Source organism: Mesorhizobium koreense (assembly GCF_031656215.1).
Classification (GTDB): Bacteria; Pseudomonadota; Alphaproteobacteria; order Rhizobiales; family Rhizobiaceae; genus Mesorhizobium_L; species Mesorhizobium_L koreense.
This window is the reverse complement of sequence record NZ_CP134228.1, coordinates 4,711,279-4,732,456: the sequence shown is the minus strand read 5'-3', so window position 1 is coordinate 4,732,456 and position 21,178 is coordinate 4,711,279. Positions and strand designations below refer to the sequence as shown.

General features: G+C 62.9%; 18 protein-coding genes. 13 read left to right on the top strand and 5 right to left on the bottom strand.

The window, feature by feature from the left end; translation table 11 throughout:
- Nucleotides 1-149: 149 nt before the first annotated feature.
- Nucleotides 150-1,535 (top strand): M16 family metallopeptidase, encoded by a 1,386-nt coding sequence (locus tag RBH77_RS22550; RefSeq protein WP_311029811.1) that lies wholly within the window; start codon nt 150-152, stop codon nt 1,533-1,535.
- 19 nt (nt 1,536-1,554) lie between these two features.
- Nucleotides 1,555-2,907 carry a M16 family metallopeptidase gene (locus tag RBH77_RS22545; RefSeq protein ID WP_311029810.1) on the top strand — a complete coding sequence of 451 codons (1,353 nt, stop codon included), beginning with the start codon at nt 1,555-1,557 and terminating at the stop codon, nt 2,905-2,907.
- A gap of 18 nt (nt 2,908-2,925) precedes the next feature.
- On the opposite strand, the gene RBH77_RS22540 is transcribed toward RBH77_RS22545, so the two are convergent.
- A complete protein-coding gene (locus RBH77_RS22540) occupies nt 2,926-4,770 on the bottom strand; it encodes a monovalent cation:proton antiporter-2 (CPA2) family protein (protein ID WP_311029809.1) in 1,845 nt (614 codons plus the stop codon).
- Nucleotides 4,771-4,953: 183 nt separating this feature from the next.
- Between RBH77_RS22540 and RBH77_RS22535 the strand changes: the two genes are divergently transcribed.
- The 6 genes from RBH77_RS22535 (at nt 4,954) to lpxK (ending at nt 10,574) form a co-directional block, all read left to right on the top strand.
- Entirely contained in the window at nt 4,954-6,297 is a 1,344-nt protein-coding gene (locus RBH77_RS22535; RefSeq protein ID WP_311029808.1) for a TldD/PmbA family protein, read from the top strand.
- Entirely contained in the window at nt 6,284-7,087 is an 804-nt protein-coding gene (locus tag RBH77_RS22530) for a 3'(2'),5'-bisphosphate nucleotidase CysQ (protein ID WP_371832810.1), read from the top strand. The genes RBH77_RS22535 and RBH77_RS22530 overlap by 14 nt, the downstream gene beginning before the upstream one ends.
- A 76-nt stretch (nt 7,088-7,163) precedes the next feature.
- Nucleotides 7,164-7,415 (top strand): DUF4170 domain-containing protein, encoded by a 252-nt coding sequence (locus RBH77_RS22525; protein ID WP_311029807.1) that lies wholly within the window; start codon nt 7,164-7,166, stop codon nt 7,413-7,415.
- A gap of 2 nt (nt 7,416-7,417) precedes the next feature.
- A complete protein-coding gene (locus RBH77_RS22520) occupies nt 7,418-8,203 on the top strand; it encodes a lysophospholipid acyltransferase family protein (protein WP_311029806.1) in 786 nt (261 codons plus the stop codon).
- Nucleotides 8,200-9,522 carry a lipid IV(A) 3-deoxy-D-manno-octulosonic acid transferase gene (waaA, locus tag RBH77_RS22515; RefSeq protein ID WP_311029805.1) on the top strand — a complete coding sequence of 441 codons (1,323 nt, stop codon included), beginning with the start codon at nt 8,200-8,202 and terminating at the stop codon, nt 9,520-9,522. Before RBH77_RS22520 ends, waaA begins: the two co-directional genes overlap by 4 nt.
- A gap of 23 nt (nt 9,523-9,545) precedes the next feature.
- Nucleotides 9,546-10,574: a tetraacyldisaccharide 4'-kinase gene (lpxK, locus tag RBH77_RS22510; RefSeq protein WP_311029804.1), complete on the top strand. Its 1,029-nt coding sequence runs from the start codon at nt 9,546-9,548 to the stop codon at nt 10,572-10,574.
- A 153-nt stretch (nt 10,575-10,727) separates the two neighbouring features.
- On the opposite strand, the gene RBH77_RS22505 is transcribed toward lpxK, so the two are convergent.
- Together RBH77_RS22505 and mutL are read right to left on the bottom strand one after the other, a co-directional pair.
- Nucleotides 10,728-10,958 carry a DUF2093 domain-containing protein gene (locus RBH77_RS22505; protein WP_311029803.1) on the bottom strand — a complete coding sequence of 77 codons (231 nt, stop codon included), beginning with the start codon at nt 10,956-10,958 and terminating at the stop codon, nt 10,728-10,730.
- 71 nt (nt 10,959-11,029) lie between these two features.
- The gene (gene mutL / locus RBH77_RS22500; protein ID WP_311029802.1) at nt 11,030-12,859 is read right to left on the bottom strand and encodes a DNA mismatch repair endonuclease MutL; all 1,830 of its coding nucleotides are present in this window, start codon (nt 12,857-12,859) and stop codon (nt 11,030-11,032) included.
- Nucleotides 12,860-12,931: 72 nt separating this feature from the next.
- Between mutL and RBH77_RS22495 the strand changes: the two genes are divergently transcribed.
- The 3 genes from RBH77_RS22495 (at nt 12,932) to RBH77_RS22485 (ending at nt 15,661) form a co-directional block, all read left to right on the top strand.
- Nucleotides 12,932-13,375 (top strand): hypothetical protein, encoded by a 444-nt coding sequence (locus RBH77_RS22495; protein ID WP_311029801.1) that lies wholly within the window; start codon nt 12,932-12,934, stop codon nt 13,373-13,375.
- Nucleotides 13,376-13,729: 354 nt separating this feature from the next.
- On the top strand, nt 13,730-14,572 hold the full coding sequence (locus RBH77_RS22490; protein WP_311029800.1) for an FRG domain-containing protein: 843 nt from the start codon (nt 13,730-13,732) through the stop codon (nt 14,570-14,572).
- Between the two features lie 162 nt (nt 14,573-14,734).
- A complete protein-coding gene (locus RBH77_RS22485) occupies nt 14,735-15,661 on the top strand; it encodes a DUF4238 domain-containing protein (RefSeq protein ID WP_311029799.1) in 927 nt (308 codons plus the stop codon).
- A gap of 136 nt (nt 15,662-15,797) precedes the next feature.
- Here RBH77_RS22485 and queF read toward each other — a convergent pair whose 3' ends face one another.
- On the bottom strand, nt 15,798-16,259 hold the full coding sequence (gene queF, locus RBH77_RS22480) for a preQ(1) synthase (protein WP_311029798.1): 462 nt from the start codon (nt 16,257-16,259) through the stop codon (nt 15,798-15,800).
- A 90-nt stretch (nt 16,260-16,349) separates the two neighbouring features.
- Nucleotides 16,350-18,410, bottom strand: a complete 2,061-nt coding sequence (locus RBH77_RS22475; protein ID WP_311029797.1) for a putative bifunctional diguanylate cyclase/phosphodiesterase — start codon at nt 18,408-18,410, stop codon at nt 16,350-16,352.
- Nucleotides 18,411-18,645: 235 nt separating this feature from the next.
- Between RBH77_RS22475 and RBH77_RS22470 the strand changes: the two genes are divergently transcribed.
- Entirely contained in the window at nt 18,646-19,869 is a 1,224-nt protein-coding gene (locus RBH77_RS22470) for an acyl-CoA dehydrogenase (protein ID WP_311029796.1), read from the top strand.
- A 374-nt stretch (nt 19,870-20,243) separates the two neighbouring features.
- Nucleotides 20,244-21,083 carry a transporter substrate-binding domain-containing protein gene (locus tag RBH77_RS22465; RefSeq protein WP_311029795.1) on the top strand — a complete coding sequence of 280 codons (840 nt, stop codon included), beginning with the start codon at nt 20,244-20,246 and terminating at the stop codon, nt 21,081-21,083.
- The last annotated feature ends 95 nt before the right edge of the window (nt 21,084-21,178 follow it).

The window sequence follows — 21,178 nt, the reverse complement described above, 5'->3', positions numbered from 1 at the left end:
AAGCTAAAGCGCACGGAGCGAATCTGAAAGATCGCGATGCGCTTCAAGCCGCCTGATTGGCGCCCCGATCTTCCTTATGACGGATAATTCACTTTCTGTACGCACCTCCGCCCGATAGGTTGCCGGCACGAATTTCAGGGAAATGCTTGATGACCGACGATATGGCTCTCATGCGACGGCTCAGCCGCGCCATTGTCTTTCTGGCGCTGACCGTCGCGTTCGCGGCGCCATCGCTGCCTGCCTTCGCGAAGGCGCCCGAGGAATCCGCGCGCATCTCGGATTTCACTTTGGCGAACGGGTTGGAGGTCGTGGTCATCCCCGACCATCGCGCGCCGGTCGTCACCCATATGATCTGGTACAAGGCCGGAAGCGCTGACGAAGCGGCCGGCAAGTCCGGCATCGCCCATTTCTTCGAGCATCTGATGTTCAAGGGCACGAAGAACCATCCGCCCGGCGAGTTCTCGCGCAAGGTGGCGGAGATCGGCGGCCAGGAAAACGCCTTCACCTCCTACGACTACACCGCCTTTTACCAGCAGGTGGCGCCGTCCGCTCTCGAGACGATGATGCGTTACGAGGCCGACCGCATGCGCAACCTGACCTTGACGGACGCGGTCATCGGCCCCGAGCGCAACGTCATCCTCGAGGAACGCCGCATGCGCATCGACAACAATCCGGGCGCAGTGCTCGACGAGGAGGTCAATGCCACGCTCTACCAGAACAGCCCTTACCGCTATCCGGTGATCGGCTGGAAGCAGGAGATCGAGAAGCTCAATCGGGCGGATGCGGTTGCCTTCTACGATCATTTCTACGAGCCCAACAACGCGGTCGTCGTGGTGGCGGGCGATGTCGATGCCGCGACAGTGCGCGAATATGCCGAGGAGACCTACGGCAAGGTTCCGCGCGGCGCCGACCTGCCACCGCGCAATCGGCCGCAGGAGCCCGAACAGAACACCAGGCGCACGGTCACCCTCAACGATCCTCGCGTCACCGTGCCGAGCTTCAGCAAGAAATGGGTGGTGCCGTCCTATGAGAGCGCAGAGCCGGGCGTCGCCGAATCGCTCGACCTCCTTGCCGAGATCCTCGGCGGCGGCGTGCGCAGCCGGCTCTACCAGGACCTGATCGTGAACAAGGGCATCGCCGCTTCGGCCGGCGCCTACTATCAGGGCACCGCGATCGACCCGTCGAGCTTCGGCGTTTACGCCTCGCCGCTCGGCGGCGCCAAGCTCGCCGATGTCGAGAAGGCGGCGGATGCGGAGATCGCGCGCATCGTCAAGGACGGCGTTTCCGCAGACGAACTCGCCAAGGCCAAGAAGCGCTTCGTGCGCGGCATGATCTTCGCCCGCGACAACCAGGCAGGGATGGCGCGTCTCTATGGCGCGGCGCTGGCAACCGGCAGCACGGTCGAGGATGTCGAGAAATGGCCGGATCGCATCGAGGCCGTGACCGCCGAACAGGTCAAGGAGGCGGCAAAATATCTCGATCCGTCGCGTTCGGTGACCGGATATCTCCTGCCTCCCGAGCAGGAGGTGAACTGAAATGAGGACGCCGTCTGGAATGAACCTGCCATCGATCCGTGCGGCCGTCAGCGCCCGTCTCCTCGCGCTTGCGCTCGTCTTGTGCTGGCTGGCGGCTCTTGCCTTGCCGGCGAGTGCCGAGGTCTCGATCCAGGACGTCACGTCCCCGAAGGGCATCCATGCCTGGCTCGTCGAGGACTATTCGGTGCCGATCGTCACCATCCGCTTCGCCTTCGGCGGCGGCACGTCGCAGGATCCGGACGGAAAGGAAGGCCTCGCCAATCTGATGACCGGCCTTTTCGACGAAGGCGCGGGCGATCTCGACAGCGATGCCTTCCAGGAGAAACTGGACGATGCCGGCGCGGAAATGCGCTTCGAAGCCAGCCGCGATCGCGTTTACGGCTCCATGCGCATGCTCGCTTCGCAAGAGGACGCGGCCTTCCATCTTCTGAAGCTTGCTGTAGAAAAGCCCCGCTTCGACCAGAAGCCGATCGACCGCATCCGCGCCCAGGTGATCTCGGGCATACGTGGCTCCGAGAACGATCCGAACACGCAGGCCGGCATCGCCATGGCGAAGGCGCTCTACGGTGATCACCCCTATTCGAAACGGTCCGACGGCACGCCTGAAACCCTCGCCACGATCACTTCGGATGATTTGAAGGCCTTCCACCACCGTCAGTTCGCGCGCGACAATCTGACGGTCGCGGTGGTCGGGGCGATCGACGCCGCGACACTGAAGAAGGTGCTGGACGAAGTCTTTGGCGATTTGCCGGAGAAGGCTGACCTGACGCCCGTTCCCGATATCAAGCCGAAGCTCGACCAGCGGGTGCAGATCACCTACGACCTGCCGCAGACCTCGCTCCATCTCTTCTATCCTGGCGTCAGGCGCAACGCGCCCGATTTCTTTGCGGCGTATCTGATGAACCAGATTCTCGGCGGCGGCACCTTCTCCTCCAGATTGTTCGAGGAGGTGCGCGAAAAGCGCGGCCTCGCCTACGGGGCGGGCTCCGGCCTCATAGATAGGGAGCATGCGACGGGTCTGACGATCCAAACCGCGACGCGCTCGGACAAGGCGCAGGAGACGCTGAAGATCGTGCGTGACGTGGTGAAAAAGATGGTGGAGGAAGGACCGACCGCCGAAGAACTCGCCGAAGTGAAGAAATACGTCATCGGCGCTTTCGCCATCAGCAATCTCGATTCCTCCGCGGCCATCGCCCGGACGCTGGTCGATCTCCAGATCGACGATCTCGGCATCGACTATATCCAGACGCGCGATGCCAAGATCAACGCCGTCACGCTCGACGAGGTGAAGGCCGAGGCAAAGAAGCTCCTCTCCGTCGAGCCGGCGATCCTGATCGTCGGGCCGAAATTCGACGATGCGGAGAAGGGATAGACGGCGGCCGCACCGCCGTCAGCTTGCGTCCGCTGTCATCTCGTCTTCGTCGCCTGTTTGCGGCTCGTTTTCGTTGGCGTTGTCGAGGCGTTTGGATTCGCGCGTCGGCTTGACCAGCGGCTCCGGCGTGACGGGCGTGCGCCGCATCTTGTCGAGGCCGCCGGTAATGCCCTCGACCGCCTGGATCGCCAGCCGTTCCTCATCGCGTTTGCGGACATCCAGAGAGATTTCGTAGGCCTGATCCTCGTCGGCGCCGAGAGCTTCAAGCGACCTGCGTCCGAACATCAGGGCCGACTCGAATGTCTCCCTGATTTCGTATTCGACCCCGCGGGCGCGAAGCTCCAGCGTATGGGCCCGGTCGTAGGAACGTACGAACAGGCGCACGTCCGGAAACTCGGCCTGGATCAGTTCGACGATCCGGTCCGTTGTTTCGCGGTGGTTGGTGCAGACGGCCACGATTTTCGCCCGCCTTATGCCGGCCGCCTCCAGAACGTCCTTGCGCTGGCCGTCGCCGAAATAGATGCGGAAGCCGAATTTCTGTACCGAGCGGACCCGGTTCGCCGAATGGTCGATGATGGTCACGCTTGTGCCGCCGGAAAGAAGCATCTGCGAGGCGATCTGGCCGAAACGCGAGAAACCGATCATCAACACGTCGGCGCCGCCGTCGAGGCCGGAAAAATCCTCGTCGATCTCCTCGCTGCGCTCGGGCCGCAGGAAGCGCTTGCCGATCAGCACCGAGACCGGGGTGAGCGCCATCGAGACGGTGACGACTGCGATGAGAAGTGAGGCCGTCGCATCCGAAAAGATCGACGCGGAGGCCGCCGCCGAAAAGAGCACGAAGCCGAACTCGCCGCCCTGCGGCAGCAGGAACGCGGTGCGCACGGCATTGTCGTGCTCACTGCCGAACAGGCGGGTCAGCGCATAGATGAGAGTGGCCTTGACCGCCATCAGCACCGGAACCGCTATGGCGATGACGATCCAGTTGTCGAAGATGACATTCAGGTTCAGCGAAAGCCCGACCGCCATGAAAAAGAGGCCGAGCAGGATGCCGCGGAACGGCTCGATATCGGCTTCGAGTTCATGGCGATAGGAGGATTCGGCGAGCAGCACGCCGGCGATGAAGGCACCCATCGCCATGGAGAGCCCGGCGAACTGCATGATGTCGGCCGAGCCAAGGACGACGAGCAGCGCCGCCGCGATCATCACCTCCTTTGCGCCCGTATTGGCGATGACGCGGAAGAGTGGGCTAAGCAGATAACGTCCGACGATCACCAGCGCGGCGACCGCGGCAATCGAAATGCCGAATTGCGGCAATGTCATGCGGGTCGCCCCCTCGCTGCCCGGCGAAAGCAGCGGGATCAGCGCCAACAGCGGCACGATCGCGAGATCCTGGAAAAGCAGCATCGCGAACGAAGTCTGTCCGTAACGACGGTTCGTCGCGCCCTCGTCTTCCAGGATCTGGAGCGCGAAGGCCGTCGAGGAGAGCGACAGGCCGTAGCCGGCGATGATCGCGGCGGGGAAGGAGAGGCCGGCGAATGCCACGCCAAGCCCCGCCAGTACCGCGCCCGTCACCAACACTTGCACGAGCCCGAGCCCGAATATGTCGCGACGCAATGCCCAAAGCCGCGTCGGCTTCAGTTCCAGACCGATGATGAAGAGCAGGAAAACGATGCCGAGTTCGGCTACGCTCAATATCTCCTCGCCGCCGGCAATGAAGCGCAGGACCGGGCCGATCACCACGCCGGCGGCCAGATAGCCGAGCACGGTGCCGAGCCCGATGCGTTTGAAGAGTGGAGCGGCGACCACCGCGCCCCCAAGCAGGAGCAGCGTTTCGGTGTCGATCGGCGGGCCTGCGTCAACCACGGGTATCCCCTCTTCGTCGGGTTTCGGGCCGAACACGATTTCGAGCGAAACCGCGTGCCTACGCCGGCCCCATTGCACATGCAAGCCCGGCACAATAGATGGGGTGCAATGGCGTTCGTGCCACCTGCCTGGGCTGCCGGCTCGAAATTTCCCGACAAGTATCCCCACGAGGACGACCAAACCATGACCGATTCTCCCGACGCCGCGAAGCTTGCCGATCAGGTGGCAGCGCTCGTCGAAGCCGCGAGGAAGTCCGGAGCCGACGCCGCCGACGCGGTCGCGGTGCGCTCGCGGGCGCGCGGCGTGTCCGTAAGGCTCGGCAAGGTCGAGGGCACGGAGGCTTCGGAAAGTGACGACGTTTCGTTGCGTGTCTTCGTCGGCAAGCGTGTCGCCAGCGTTTCGGCGACCGCCACATCCGATCCGAAAATACTCGCCGAGCGGGCCGTCGCCATGGCGAAAGTATCGCCCGAAGATATCTATCAGGGCCTCGCCGATCCCGCGCTTCTGGCTGGCGAGCCGACGGACCTCGATCTCTTCGATGCAGCGGAAATCGTGACCGACCGGCTGAAGGACGACGCGCTCGCGATGGAAGAAGCCGCGCTTGCCGTCGAGGGCGTCACCAATTCGGGCGGCGCTGGCGCGAGCGCCGGGTTGGGCGGCCTCGTTCTCGCCACCTCTGCCGGCTTCCTCGGCCAATATGCGGTGACGCGCTTCTCGCGCTCCGTCAGCGTGGTGGCGGGCGAGGGGACGTCGATGGAGCGCGACTATGATTTTTCCTCTCGCCTTCATTTCGCGGACCTTGACCGGCCAGCCGACATCGGCGCCCGCGCCGGCGAGCGGACGGTGCGTCGGCTCGGCTCGCGCAAGGCGAAGACCGGTCCGGTAACCGTGATCTACGATCCGCGTGTCGCACGCGGCATCGCCGGTCACCTGGCTGGCGCCATCAACGGCGCTTCGGTTGCCCGCAAGACGTCCTTCCTGAAGGACCGGATGGGGCAACAGGTGGCGGCGGCCGGGATCACCGCTACCGACCATCCGTTGAAGCGCCGGGGACCAGGATCGCGCCCTTTCGACGGCGAAGGCGTTGCGGGTGAGGCTCTCACGATGGTCGAGGACGGCGTGCTTTGCCACTGGTTCCTGTCGACCTCGGCGGCGCATGAACTCGGTCTCGCCACCAACGGTCGCGGCGCGCGTTCGGGCACGTCCGTTTCGCCGTCTTCGACCAATTTCGCCATTGAGCCGGGCGACCGATCGCCCGAGGAGTTGATCGCTTCCGTGAAGAGCGGTTTCTACGTCACCGAAGTCTTCGGCCACGGTGTGGACATGCTGACGGGCGAGTACAGCCGCGGCGCATCGGGCTTCTGGATCGAGAACGGCGAACTTGCCTATCCTGTGTCGGAAGTGACGATCGCCTCCAACCTGAAGGACATGTTCATGCGCATGGTTCCGGCGGACGATATCGATCGCAATTTCGGCACCGCCGCGCCGACGCTTCTGATCGAGGGCATGACGCTTGCCGGTGACTGACCTGACCCGCACGAGGCCCGACGCCGATCTGGAAATGATCCGCGCCGCCGCACGCGAGGCGGGCGAGCTTGCGATGCGCTATTTCCGCCGCGATCCGCAGGTATGGATGAAGGCCGGCAATTCGCCGGTGACGGAAGGCGATCTCGCCGTCGACAAACTGTTGCGCGACCGGCTTTCCGCCGCGCGCCCGGACTATGGCTGGCTGTCGGAGGAGACGGCGGATTCCCCGGAGCGGCTTTCCGCCGCACGTACCTTCGTCGTCGATCCGATCGACGGCACAAGAGGCTTCATCGCAGGCTCTGACGAATGGTGCGTCAGCGTCGCCATCGTCGAGGCCGGCCGTCCCGTCGCCGGCGTGCTCGACTGCCCGGCGAAGGCGGAAGTCTATGCGGCCCGCGCTGGCGGCGGTGCAGTCTGCAACGGCAAGGCGATTGCCGTGCGCGAAGCCGAGGGTGAGTTGCGGGTCGGCGGGCCGAAAGCATTGATCGAGGCCATGCCGGAGCGGCAGCGCAGCCGTTTTGTCGGCGTTCCCTATATCCCGTCGCTCGCCTACCGCCTCGCCATGGTGGCGTCGGGACGGATCGACGCCACCTTCATCAAGGCCAATTCGCACGATTGGGACCTTGCGGCGGCGGATCTCATTCTGGCCGAGGCCGGCGGCATGGTGCTTGACCGGCAGGGTGAAACACCCTTCTATGCGCGCCGCGAGACACGTCACGGCACGCTCGTCGCCGGCAGCGGATCGCTTCTCGGTGAGATGGCGCGATCGATCCGCGACATGGAAAACTGACAGCGATGCGAATATATCATCGCGGCGGTTTTTCCGCTAAGCACCGATTCTCCGGAAACGCGACAAGAACAGAAGAATGACCGGCCCGGCTGAAAAAAAGCAGCTTCTCCACCTGGTCTTCGGCGGCGAGCTGAAATCGCTCGGTTCGACCGAATTCCGTGACCTGGACGCGCTCGATATCGTCGGTATCTATCCCGACTACGCCTCAGCGCATGCGGCCTGGAGGGCGAAGGCCCAATCGACAGTCGACAACGCCGACATGCGTTATTTCATCGTCCATCTGCACCGGCTCCTCGACCCGGAAGCGACCCTGCCGGGTAAAGATTGATCATGCGCGACGGACAGATCACCGGCACAGCCGCCAGGCCTGCCCGAAAGCGCAGGCAGGAGGGTCCTGCGCGTCGGCTGTGGCGGCGCATCCGCAAGCCGCTCGCCGCCTCGCGCTTTACCATGCCCTTCGTGGCGTGGTTCGTGGCGCGGGCCTTCCGCTTCGTCTACTGGACCAACCCGCTCATCGAAGGCAGCGACAAGACCGCCGAGAAGCTGACCCAATACATGCCGCCGATCGTCGCGCTCTGGCACGGCCAGCATATCCTGTCGGCATTCGATCGGCCGCGCCATATCTCCGTCTCGGCGATGCTTTCCCGAAGCGCCGACGCCGAACTCAACGCGCTGGTGCTGGAGCGCAACGGCTTCCGCACCATTCGCGGCTCGGGCGGCCGCGCCGGTTCGACGGCGGCCGACAAGGGCGGGGCGCGGGCTTTGATCGCTCTCAAGAAAACCCTCGATGCGGGTAATGTCGTCGCCATGATCGCCGACATTCCGCACGGCACCCCGCGTCAGGCCGGCATGGGCATCATCACGCTCGCCCGCATTTCCGGCCGTCCGATCCTGCCGGTCGCCTATGCCACGAGCCGCCGCAAGGTGCTCGACAGGACCTGGGACAAGACCACCATCAATCTTCCCTTCGGCCGGCGCGCGGTTGTGTTCGGCGAGCCGGTCTATGTCGGACGCGACGCCGGCGAGGCGGAACTGGAAGAAAAGCGGCTTGCCGTGACCGCAGGCCTGAACGCGGCGACCGCGAAGGCCTATGCATTGGTCGACGGGCGGCGATGAGCGAGGGCTGGGCACGCGCCGTTCTGGGCGCCTATCGGTGGACCGGGGCGGCGGCTTACCCGCTGATCGGCGGTTATGTCGCCTGGCGTGCCTCCAAGGGCAAGGAAGATCCCGTCCGGCGTCGTGAGCGCTACGGCTTTGCAGCCTATCCACGACCCGCCGGACCGCTGATCTGGATGCATGCGGCGAGCGTCGGCGAGACCAATGCCGTCATACCTCTGATCGAACACATCCTTTCGCTCGGCATCAATATCGTCCTTACTACCGGGACGGTCACCTCGGCCGGCGTTGCATCCGAGCGGCTCGGCGATCGCGTGCTGCATCAGTACGTCCCGCTCGACCTGAAGCCGGCGGTCCGACGCTTCCTCAACCATTGGGCGCCCGACCTCGCCATCATCGCCGAATCCGAGATCTGGCCGATGACGATCCTTGAGCTCGGGGCGCGGCGCGTGCCGCAGGTGCTTGTGAATGGCCGCCTCTCCGACCGCTCCTTCCGGTCCTGGACGAAGCGTGCCTCCATCGCCGAGGCTCTTTTCGAGAATCTGGCGCATGTGGTCGCGCAATCGGACCTCGACGCGGAACGTTTCCATGCGCTCGGTGCAAGGCCGGTCACCGTTTCGGGCAATCTGAAGGTGGATGCCGGGCCTCCTGCCTTCGCCGGAGAAGTCCTGGCGGATTTTCGCAGTCACGTCGGCAACCGCCATGTCTGGGCGGCGATTTCCACGCATGAGGGAGAAGAAGCGGTTGCCGCCGATGCGCATAAATTGCTGCGCTCCCGCCATCCTGACCTCCTGACCATCATCGTTCCGCGCCATCCCGAACGTGCCGATACGCTTGCGGCGCGGTTCGCCGCGGACGGACTGAAAGTGGCGCGGCGCAGCCTGAACCAGCCTGTCGGTGAGGACATCGACATCTTCCTGGGAGACACGATCGGTGAGATGGGTCTTTATCTGAGGCTGACCGAGATCGCCTTCGTCGGCCGCTCGCTGGTGGGCGAGGGCGGCCAGAACCCGCTCGAGCCGGCGATGCTGGAAACGGCCGTCCTTGCCGGGCGCAACGTGCAGAATTTCCGCGAAACCTACCAGCGGCTGATCGATCGTGGCGGCGCCCGGCTTGTCCGCGACCGCGACATGCTCGCCGGCGCCGTCAATTTCCTTTTGAACAACGATCGTGCGCGGCATGACATGATGGCCGCCGGGCTCGCGGCGGTGGACGAGATGAAGGGCGCGCTGGAGCGCACGATGCGGGCGCTCGACCCCTATATCCAACCGCTTGTGGTCAAGGCGCGCCTGGAAGACGGCAACGGCCGCAGGAGGTAGGCGGCCATGGCGACAGGCCCATCGTGGTAAGCGAGGCCCCTCCTTTCTGGTGGAAGAAGGCGGACTGGCGCGCCGTGCTTCTGTCGCCCTTCTCGGCCGCCTATGCCGCGCTTGGGCGCCGCAACCTTTTGAACGCTCCCCGCGAGAAAATCGCCGCGCCCGTTCTATGCGTCGGCAATCTCACCGTCGGCGGCGCCGGCAAGACGCCCGTGGCGATCGCGCTCGCCGTCGAGGCGCGGGAGATGGGGCTGAAACCGGGCTTCCTCTCGCGCGGCCACGGTGGCAGCCATTCAACGCCGCATCTGGTCGATCCGGCGCATGACCGCGCAAAGCATGTCGGCGACGAACCGCTGCTGCTTGCCCGCCACGCGCCGGTCGCCGTGACCCGAAACCGTGTCGCCGGCGCTCGCCTGCTTCTGGAGAAGGGCTGCGATTTCCTGATCCTGGACGACGGCTTCCAGAGCGCGCGCATCCATTTCGACTACGCGCTGATCGTCGTCGACGCCCGCCGTGGCATCGGCAACGGGCACACAATTCCCGGCGGACCGTTGCGCGCCAGACTGGTCGACCAGATGCCCTATGCCGACGCGGTATTGACGGTGGGCGAAGGGAGCGGCGCCGATCATGTCGTGCGCATGACGGCGCGGGCGGGAAAACCGGTATTTTCCGCGCGCCAGCGGCCGCTCGCCGGCTCCGGCATCGCGGGCCGGCGCGTGCTCGCTTTCGCCGGGATCGGCGACCCGGTCAAGTTCTTCCACACCGTGGAGGATGCGGGCGGCGAAATCGCCTTGAAACGGGCCTACGCCGACCATCATTTCTACGCTTCCGACGAGCTTGCCGACCTGGCCGCGACGGCTGAAAGACGCGGGCTGGAACTGGCAACGACAGCCAAGGACGCCGCTCGCATTTTCGACGGCTCTGCGGCGACGAAGGCGTTTCTGGAAAAGGTGCATGTGGTCGAGATCGACATGGTCTTCGATCCCGATACGATACCCCGTCAGATCATCGAAGCCACGCTCGACGGATGGCGGGAGCGGCGGCTGGCAGGCTGAACCCTTATATTCTGACTGCGACTGTTGCAGTGCGTCCTTCGAGGCTCGCTTCGCTCGCACCTCAGGATGAGGACCGTTGGCGACAGATTCCCTCACCCTGAGGTGCTCCGCGAAGCGGAGCCTCGAAGGACGCACCCAAAGCGAAGCCGAATACTAGCGCTTGCGCAATTCCGGGTGCGCTTCCAGTTCCCGCTCCAGAGACACCGCGCAATCGGCATAGGCTTCCTGCCGGGCGACGCTCCAGTATTTCAACTCGTCGATCGGGATGGCCTCGCCGGTCACCGCGCAGCGCACGAACGAGCCCGGCGCGACGATCTGGAAATCGCCGTCGAGATAGCGGATGCGCGCTTCGCGCGCGCCGGGTCCTTCGAAACGGTTCATCATCTGCCTTCGTCCTGCTGTTTCCGCCACAAATCGCGGCGGAAATCAAGCTGCGCGGCTTTCGATCCGCGGCCCTACCGCCTTCCGAAGAGCCTTTCGATGTCGGCGAGCTTCAATTCGATATAGGTCGGCCGGCCGTGGTTGCAGGTGCCGGAGCCGGGCGTCGCTTCCATTTGCCTCAGAAGCGCGTTCATTTCCTCGGGTTTGAGCCGCCGTCCCGAGCGCACCGAGCCATGGCAGGCCATCGTCGCGGCGATGCGGTCGATGCGCTCCCTCAGCGTGTCGGCGGTGTCGTTTTCGGCAATCTCGTCGGCGATGTCGAGGAGAAGTTGCCGCGCATCCGTCTCGCCGAGCATGGCCGGCGTTTCGCGCACCGCGATCGCGCCGGGGCCGAAGCGCTCGATGCCGAGGCCGAAGCGTGAGAGTGTCTCCGCATGCGCCGCGAGCCGTTCGACCCCCTCCTCCGGCAAATCGACGATTTCGGGGATGAGCAGCATCTGCGCCTTCATCGGGCGAGAGTGCAGCGCCTCCTTCAGCGCCTCGTAGACGAGGCGCTCATGCGCCGCGTGCTGGTCTATGATGACGAGCGAATCCCCAGTCTGGGCGATGATGTAGTTCTCGTGCACCTGCGCGCGGGCGGCTCCGAGCGGTGTCGCCAGAAGTTCCGGTGCCGGTTCGTCGGTCGCGGCGCGCGCGTCGGCGCTGGCGGGCACCTCCAGTACCGCCTGTTCCGCCTCGCCGAAGCCAAGCGGCCGATAGGGCGAACCGGCGAAGTCGAAGCCGGTGGCGAGCGCCGGCCGCCATGTTTGCCATGAGCGCGGGCTGGCCGCATGTGCGGCATGGCCGAAAGGCGCGCTGCCCGGCCGGAAGGCGGCATTCATGGCCGCCGCGCCTTCGGTGTTCGAGCGGATGCCGGATGCCGCCAGCGCCTGTCTTACCCCTCCGACAATCAGCCCGCGCACAAGGCCCGGGTCGCGGAAGCGGACATCGGCCTTGGCCGGATGCACGTTGACGTCCACCAGCGCCGGATCGAGCGTCAGGAAAAGCACGGTGACGGCGTGCCGGTCGCGCGGCAGGACATCGGCGAAGGCACCGCGTATGGCGCCGGCGACAAGCTTGTCGCGCACCGGCCGGCCGTTGACATAGGCGTATTGCGAGAGCGCGTTGGCGCGGCTGAAGGAGGGGATGGAGACGCGGCCGGAAAGCCGCACCCCCTCGCGCTCGGCGTCGATGGCAATTGAGTTTTCCGGAAAATCCCTGCCGATCACCTGCGCGATACGGCGGAGCATCCCTTCCTCGCCTTCTTCGGCCGCCGCGAATTCGGTTGCCGATCGGTCGGGCGACGAATAGGCGAAGCGCACCCGTGGGAAGGCGATGGCGATGCGCTTCACCACGTCCGCTATCGCGCTTGTTTCGGCGCGTTCGCCCTTCATGAATTTCAACCGCGCCGGCGTGGCGAAGAAAAGGTCGCGCACTTCGACCATCGTGCCCTGGTTGGCGGGCGCCGGGCGCACGGCGGAGACAGCACCGCCGCTGACATGGATTTCCGCGCCGGAACCGGCATCCGCCGTCCGCGAGCGGATCATCAGCTTGCCGACCGAGCCGATAGAGGGCAGCGCCTCGCCGCGGAAACCGAGGGAGCGGATGTCGTGGAGATCGCCTGCAAGTTTCGAGGTGCAGTGCCGTGCGACCGCAAGCGGCAATTCGGCCTCGGGAATGCCGCCGCCGTCGTCCGAAACCCGGATAAGGCCGAGGCCGCCGCCGGAGACGACGACCTCCACGCGGGCCGCGCCGGCGTCGAGCGCGTTCTCGACCAGTTCCTTGACCACGCTCGCCGGCCGCTCGATCACCTCGCCTGCGGCGATCTGGTTGATCATCGTGTCGGAAAGCTGTCGAATTGCCATGATGGAATTATAGAAGGATTCGGCCGGGGCCGCGAGGGCGACGCGCCGCTTGGCAATCAAACGGGAGTGATGATGAAATCCCTATTCGGTCCGGCCGCCTGTCTCGGCCTTCTCCTCTCCGGCCCGGCGTCCGCCGGCGCGCCGGCGGACGCCGTCCGCTATTTTTACAGCAATATCGGCTCCGAAACCGAGCCCGACAATCGCGACCGCTTCACCGGCCTCGCCCGCGCCGCCCTCGATGCCAACCAGCAGGCCGCCAATAGCGGTGGAGCATCGTGCATCGACTTCATCCTGGCGCTCGACAGCCAGGACCTCGACCAGAACGAGATCGATTCTTCGCTTGCGCTGAACGAGACTATGAACGGACCGGCCGCCGAGGTGACTGCCAATTTCACGCTCTTCCGCCAGCCACATGAAGTGGAATGGTCGCTTCAGGAGGTGGACGGCGTGTGGAAGGTGTCGGACATTGCGTCGCGCACGGGCAATTGGCGGCTGAGCGGGTTGAAGTGCGGGTAGCGGTGGAACATGACGATTTGGTATTCGGAACAGAGTGCTTTCGACCTTCATTTCGGCCGTTCCAACATCACGGACGGCTTGCCGAAAGCCGTCGTTCCCTGCTCCGCTCGACTATCGGCGGGAGCGGGCCGATGCTTCGCTCATAGCTGCGTCTGTGCGGTGATTCTCGGATCACCAGACGCGAGCATGTCGCGCGTCGCTCCTGAAAGTGAAGGCACGATATGATGCCGCCAAAATGAAAGCGACTAACACACTCCTTGAACTACGCTTTCAATCGCTGATACTGGTTTCTACGGTAGCGCTTTGAGCTTGGTTACATGGGTTAGATCTACGCGACCCCTGGGGGAGGTTCACTTGGCTCGACCGAAGATCGAAAAATTCGATAGCCTGTGGGATATCCTGAAAGAAATTGAGGCATGGGGGAGTGTTGATGAAAAGAATACAATTTATAGAGGTCACATAAGTTATCAGCATAAGCTTCGCCCTGGGATCTTCCGATCTCAGAATGAACGAATAAAAAACAACGAGAGGATAGTTCTTCGTGAGTTGATAACTCGCCACCCTAGGGATTCTTCTGATGATATAGGTGTTTTTGAAAAATTGGTTAGAATGCAGCATTATGGGCTGCCTACGAGGTTGCTTGATGTAACGTATAATCCTCTGGTTGCGGTCTATTTTGCATGCGAGCATCAATCAAAATTTGATGCTGAGGTGATCGCAATGCGAGTTGATACAAATCATTTTAAGTACTTTGATTCAGATACAGTAAGATGTATATCAAATTTATCGAATCTTTCACAATCAGAGATTAGAGTTATAAAAGAATGCAAATCGTCGTCAGATCTAAATAAATCTCAAGCCGGGCTTCGATTGACCGATTTTGTGATGCAAGAGCGTCCGAATTTCCACCCTCGGATAAACATAGATCACCTGAAAGATTTCTATCTTGTCGGACCGCGGTTGAACAACCCAAGAATTCAAGCGCAAAATGGCGCCTTCCTCATATTTGGCGTGGAGGAAGAAATTAGCTCAAAATCATCTGGATTTGAGATAAAGAGAATAAGAATAGATAAAGAAAAGGTTGCAGTTATTCGCAGAAGCGTCGAGCTCCTCGGATTTACGGAGTCAACAATATACCCCGAACTTAGCAAGACATCGGACGTCCTACGAAGAAAATACGGGATAGCAGGCACCTGATTGGTGCTTCTGTCTATTCTCTCGTGTCGCATCCGATCATCTCCGATCCGGCAGATGACTGGATAGAAAGCTAGGTGCCCGAATTACGTAACAGATGCCTCAATCTCGCGTCACCCAGGCGCGGTTTTGGTGTAGAAGCACGTCACCAAACGGGTTCGTGCCATGAAAGAGCAGCCTCTTTACCATCACTACTTGCCAGCGTTCTATCAATCGCGGTGGGCGGGCGAGAATGGGAAGCTGCGTCGTTTCAGCAAACACCACGGCGACAAACTGGTAGCCAAATGGGTTTCGCCGAAGGTCTCCGGTGGCGAAGAGTTTCTTTACAGCGATCCGGCCGCTCCTCCAGAATCAGTGCAAGCGGTGGAAACTAGGTTCCTCCAGCCGCTGGACACTTTGGCAGCGGAAGCTCTGAAGGCCCTCGAAACAGATAACCCGGTCATGAAGCGCGACTCTCGCCTTCGGAGTGCTTGGTCGCGGTTCTTGATGTCTCTAATGATGCGCATGCCGGACCATCTGGAAACGTTGGAGTCAGGTCTTATCGAGGAGTGGGCTCAGAGCATGCCGGAGCTCGAAGCCGCGTATGCAGAAAAGCGGGGCGCCAACGATCCTGCGACGTTCGCTATGTATATGGCAACCCGACCAGAGGGAGAGTTTAGGAGCTGGATGCTGTCGGTCCTGAAACGGCTGATGGATCACGCCAACATCGGCGAGTTGCTGAACAATATGAGGTGGTTCATCCGCCGAATACCAGGCGAAGGTGAGTTCCTTACCGGCGATCGGCCGATTATTACATGGTACGAGTTCGCGGCACGGGATTCCTATATCATCCTGCCAATTGGGCCAAAGGCTGCCTTTGTTGCGGTCAACAACGTAGAGACGCAGCAGCGGATTGAGGCCTGCGAGCCCAATTCGTGGGTGATGGGCCTCAACAAGTCCATTGTGGGTGCCGCCCAGAAATTTGTCTTCGCTCGTGACGACAGTATGAAGGACGTAATCGCTGAGAACTTTGGGGCGAAGCCGCGGACGACGCTGTTTGAGTACCTGATTCGGTTCCGGCGCAGGAGAAACGAGGAGGCGAGACCGGGCTAGCGGGTGTTGAAGGGGCAATTTCGACGACAGCAGTAGCCACGAAGGGAACGGCCTGTACGCGGCGAAGCCACCAAAACCTGCCATTCCGCTTCCCACCCCAAAGCAGCCTGCTATCATCGCAGTCAAATCGCAGGACTTACCCCCTCCCCCGGTAGGGCGGCACGCCTGTCTCCGGGAGCCATGCGCCTTCGGGCGGCGTGCCGGTCTGCCAGAAGACGTCGATCGGTATGCCGCCGCGCGGATACCAGTAGCCGGCGATGCGCAGCCAGAGCGGCTTTGCCGCCTCCACCATCCTGCGCCCGATCATGATCGTGCATTCCTCGTGGAAGGCGCCGTGATTGCGGAAGGAGGTGAGGAAAAGCTTGAAGGATTTCGATTCGACCAGAAGCCGGTCCGGCGCGTAATCGACGACGATATGGGCGAAATCCGGCTGGCCGGTGACCGGGCAAAGCGAGGTGAATTCCGGGCAGGTGAGGCGGACGATGGCCGGCGCCCCGTCCCTTCGTGCGAAGGGGACGGTCTCCAGCACGGCCTCGTCGGGGGAGGCGGGTTGCGCGACTTTCGCGCCGAGCTGTGTCAGCGATTTCGTGTCGGTCATGGCGGCGTCTCCATGCGCGACGGCTTCCCGGCCGTCGAATGTCCGCGCAATAGGCCCGTCGGAAGTTAGACGCAATGCGAAAGGCGGTTTCTAAGCCCTTTTGCCCTCGTGGACGGTCAGCCTCGGCTTTCGCCGCGTACGCATCTCCAGCCATCGTCCGGCCTGTTCGCCGGGCATCGGGAAGGCGATCGAATAGCCCTGCACATGCTCGCAGCCGAGCGCCAGCAGCGAGTTCAGTTCTTCCTCCGTCTCCGCCCCCTCGGCAATGATCGAGATACCGAGCCCCCGCGCCAGTTCGGTGATGGCGCGCACGATCTTGGAGTTGTCGTCGTTGCGGTCGATGTTCTGCACGAAGCGCCGGTCGATCTTCAGCCGGTCGATCTCGTTCGGATTGACATGGCTGAGCGAGGCGTAGCCGGTGCCGAAATCGTCGAGTTCCAGATGGATGCCGGCCTTGCGGATGGCGCGCAGCGTTGCCGCGATGCCGGTCTGCTCGTCGTCGAGGATGACCGATTCGACGATTTCCAGCGAAAGCTTCCTTGCCGGCAGGCCGTGCTCTTCGAGCGCGCGGAAGAGGAACGCGGAGAAGTCGGGCTCGCGCAGTTCCGTGCCCGAAACATTGACCGCGAGCCGGCCGAATTCGGTTCCCGTCTTGTGCCAGCCGGCCGCCTGCGCGATCGCCTTCTCGATGACGATGCGGCCGATACCGACCATCAGCATCGCCTTCTCGGCGACGGGGATGAATTCCCCGGGCGAGACCATGCCGCGCGTCGGGTGCTCCCACCTTGCCAAAGCCTCGACGCCGGCCACGCTCGAGTTGCTGATCGATACCTGCGGCTGGAAATGGACGGAGAAGGCGCGCTCGGCGATCGCCTCCCTGATGTCGTGTTCGAGCTGCTTGCGGTGATCGAGTTCCTTGCGCAGTTCGTCGGAGAAGAAGGAGAAATGCCCGCCGCCGAGCCGCTTGGCCGAGTAGAGTGCGAGGTCGGCATGGACAAGCAAATCTTCCGGATTGGACGCGTCGACGGGATAGACGGCAATGCCGCCGCTGGCGCCCGGATGGATGGTGGCGCCGCCGAAATCCATCGGCTCGTTGATCTTGTCGAGGATGCGCTCGGCCAGCGTGTTGATGTCCTCGGTCGTACCGGCTGCGTTCAGGATCATCACGAATTCGTCGCCGCCGAGCCTGACGCACAAATCCGAGGCGCGGCAGGAGGCGCGCATGCGCTCGGCCGTCTTGACCAGCACGAAATCGCCGGCGGCGTGGCCGAGCGTGTCATTGATCTGCTTGAAGCGGTCGAGGTCGAGTTGCAGCACGGCCAGCCGTTCGCGCCGCCGGGCGGCGACCTTCAGGAGACTGTCGAAATGGTCGGTCAGGAAGGCCCGGTTATAGAGCCCCGTCAGCCCGTCATGCACGGCGATGAAGGCCATGGAATTGTGCGCGTCGATCAGGTCCGTCGTCCGACGACGGATCATCTCGCTCATGGGGCGGAAGATGAAGAGCGCGACGAGGATGATGATGCCCATCGTGGCGTAGAATAGATAAAGGTGCAGCGAAAGCATCCGGTCGAGCCGGGCATTGGTGAAGTCGGTGATGCGCCCTTCCAGTGCCGTATAGCCGGCGAGCGTAGACCGTGCCGCCGCCTCGTCCAGATGCGAGGGTTTCGGCGTTCCGGTGCTTGTCCCGGCCACCCGTGCTTCCAGCACCTTGGCCAGCCTGTGCCCGTTGGCGGCAAGCGTGGTGGAATAATAGTCGAGCCGGTAGGGCGCGGCATAGAGCACGCGCCCGATCGCCTTGGCCTCCTCCCTGCCGTCGTCTTTCGTGACGGCGGCCAGCCTGGCCTTCAGTTCCGCGTAGTTCGATCCGAATTCGGCGTTCGCCGCCTCCAGTGCCCTGACCAGCCTGAATTGCTCGGCGGAAGGCGCCTGATCGATTGCGTTGGCGAGGAAGACGACGCGCTGCGACTGCGCCTTCTGCTCGGAGACGAGCGACAGAAGCCGCATGTCCGCCTGATGGTCGGTCATCATCTGCTGCAGAAGGATATAGGAGGCGGTCGCCATCAGCGCGATGATCGCAAGCGCGATCCAGTACGCGCTCTTGATGATCACGATCAACCTGCCGGTTGCGCTTCCGGGTTTCTGCTCCGCCATGACCCCTCGCCTCGCATCCCCTTGGCCGGAGACTGAAGGGGGACTGCGTGAGAAATTCGTTAATTCGACTTCGGCAAGCACATCCTGAGCGCCAAGCGCGAGCGGATTCGAGAAGGGTGGTTAGCGCATCCTTTCAGCTCGATGGCTGATTTTGCCGAACGGGCGGAAAAAGCCGTTGCCGGCCGCACATTTAGGCTTAGACTTGCGCAGACGGACAATCTTCAATGGAAACGAGATGAACATCCAGCAAAAGCCGGCGCATGCCGTATCCACGCCCGCCTCCTTCAACTGGGAGGATCCCTTCCTCCTCGACGACCAGCTTACGGACGAGGAGCGGATGATCCGCGATGCCGCCGCGGCATTCGCTGCCGACAAGCTCGCCCCCCGCGTCGAGAAGGCCTATCTGGAGGAGAAGACCGATCCATCGATCTTCGCGGAGATGGGTGAGGCCGGCCTGCTCGGTGTGACGATCCCCGAGGAATATGGCGGCGTTGGCGCTGGCTATGTCTCCTACGGGCTGGTGGCGCGCGAGGTCGAGCGCATCGATTCAGGCTACCGCTCGATGATGAGCGTGCAGTCCTCTTTGGTGATGTACCCGATCCATGCCTACGGATCGGAGGAGCAGAGGAAAAAATACCTGCCGAAGCTCGCCTCAGGCGAATGGATCGGCTGCTTCGGCCTGACCGAGCCGGATGCCGGCTCCGATCCGGGGGGCATGAAGACGCGCGCTGAAAAGACCGCCGGCGGCTACCGGCTGTCCGGCTCCAAGATGTGGATTTCCAATGCGCCGATCGCCGACGTCTTCGTCGTATGGGCCAAGTTGAAGGGCGCTGACGGCAAGGATGCCATTCGCGGCTTCGTGCTGGAGAAGGGCATGAAGGGCCTGTCGGCGCCGAAGATCGAAGGCAAGCTCTCGCTGCGTGCCTCGATCACCGGTGAGATTGTACTCGACGGCGTGGAAGTGGGCGAGGATGCGCTCTTGCCCAACGTCTCAGGCCTCAAGGGACCGTTCGGCTGCCTGAACCGCGCTCGCTACGGCATTGCCTGGGGCGCCATGGGCGCAGCGGAGGATTGCTGGTTCCGTGCCCGCCAGTACGGGCTCGATCGCAAGCAGTTTAACAAGCCGCTCGCCGGTACCCAGCTTTTCCAGAAGAAACTCGCCGACATGCAGACCGAGATTTCGTTGGGTCTGCAGGGCGCGCTCCGCGTCGGCCGCCTTTTTGATGAAGGCAAGATGGCACCGGAGATGATCTCCATCATCAAACGCAACAATTGCGGCAAGGCGCTCGACATCGCGCGCATGGCCCGCGACATGCATGGTGGCAACGGCATCCAGATCGGCTACCACGTGATGCGTCATGCGCAGAACCTGGAGACGGTCAACACCTACGAGGGCACGCACGACGTGCACGCGCTCATCCTCGGCCGTGCACAGACGGGGCTGCAGGCGTTTTTCTAAGTCCGACGATCGTATGTGAAGTTCGACCCACTCCGATCAGCGGAGCCTGTCCTCGGGCCGGCCATAGGCCGGACCCGGGGGCTGACCATCTCTCCCCCGATCGACGGGGGAGAGGAAACGCCCACCGCAAGGCTCGGCTCCCTTCCTCTACCCCACGAATGGGGGGAGAGGTGGCGCGCGGAGCGTGACGGAGTGGGGGACGAACTTCGTATCCGATAGCTTGTCCCGCAGGAATAAATCCTACGGAAACCGACCAGCCCGACACCGCGAAACAGAAATGTTTCCATTCCGGCGAAACTCGCTTTAGGATCGCCGCAAGCCTTCGGGCCAAGAACAAGAACAACGGGATTTTCAACATAATGGGAGTGCAGATCATGAAATCTTTCGGCCTATCCATCCTGGCCGCTTCTCTTGCCTTTGCGCTGGCGATGCCTGCGCATGCGGGCGAGACGCTGGACCGGGTGATGAAGACCAAGACGCTGACCATGTCGTCGGACCCGGAATATCCGCCGCAATCCTTCCTGAACGACAAGAACGAGATGGACGGCTTCGACATCGATGTCGGCAAGGAGATCGCCAAGCGTCTCGGCGTGGAGTTCAAGACCGTCACGCCCGCCTGGGAAGTCATCACCGCGGGCGGCTGGGCCGGTCGGTGGGACCTCTCCGTTGGCTCCATGACGCCGACCAAGAAGCGCGCCGAAGTGCTCGATTTCCCGGCGATCTATTACTACACGCCGGCTTCCTTCGCGGTGCACAAGGATTCCAAGATCACCAAGATCTCCGAGCTCAACGGGAAGATCATCGGTTCTTGCGGCGGCTGTACTTATGATGCCTACCTGAAGAAGGATCTCGTCATCGACGCGCAGGGCGTGCCGCCCTTCGAGTATCAGGTGACTCCGAAGGAGATCAAACCCTACGACACCGACACCAACGCCTTCGACGACCTGAAGCTCGGCGACGGCGTGCGTCTCGATGCGGTCTTCTCCGCGCTGCCGACGATTAACGCGGCGATCAAGAAGGGTTATCCGATGCGGGTCGTCGGCGATCCGGCCTTCTACGAGCCGCTGGCGGTCGCAACCGACAAGGGCGATCCCGAATTCGATGCCAAGATCAAGGAGATCATCGGGGCGATGCACAAGGACGGCACGCTGACCAAGCTCGCCGTGAAGTGGTACGGAACCGACCTTTCGACGCCGGCGAAGACGACCAACTGACGTGTCGAGCGCCGACGACACGCTCAGGCCGGACGCTGAAAGGGCGCCCGGCTCTTGGCTCTACGATCTGAAACCGACGCGGGCTGATTTCATCC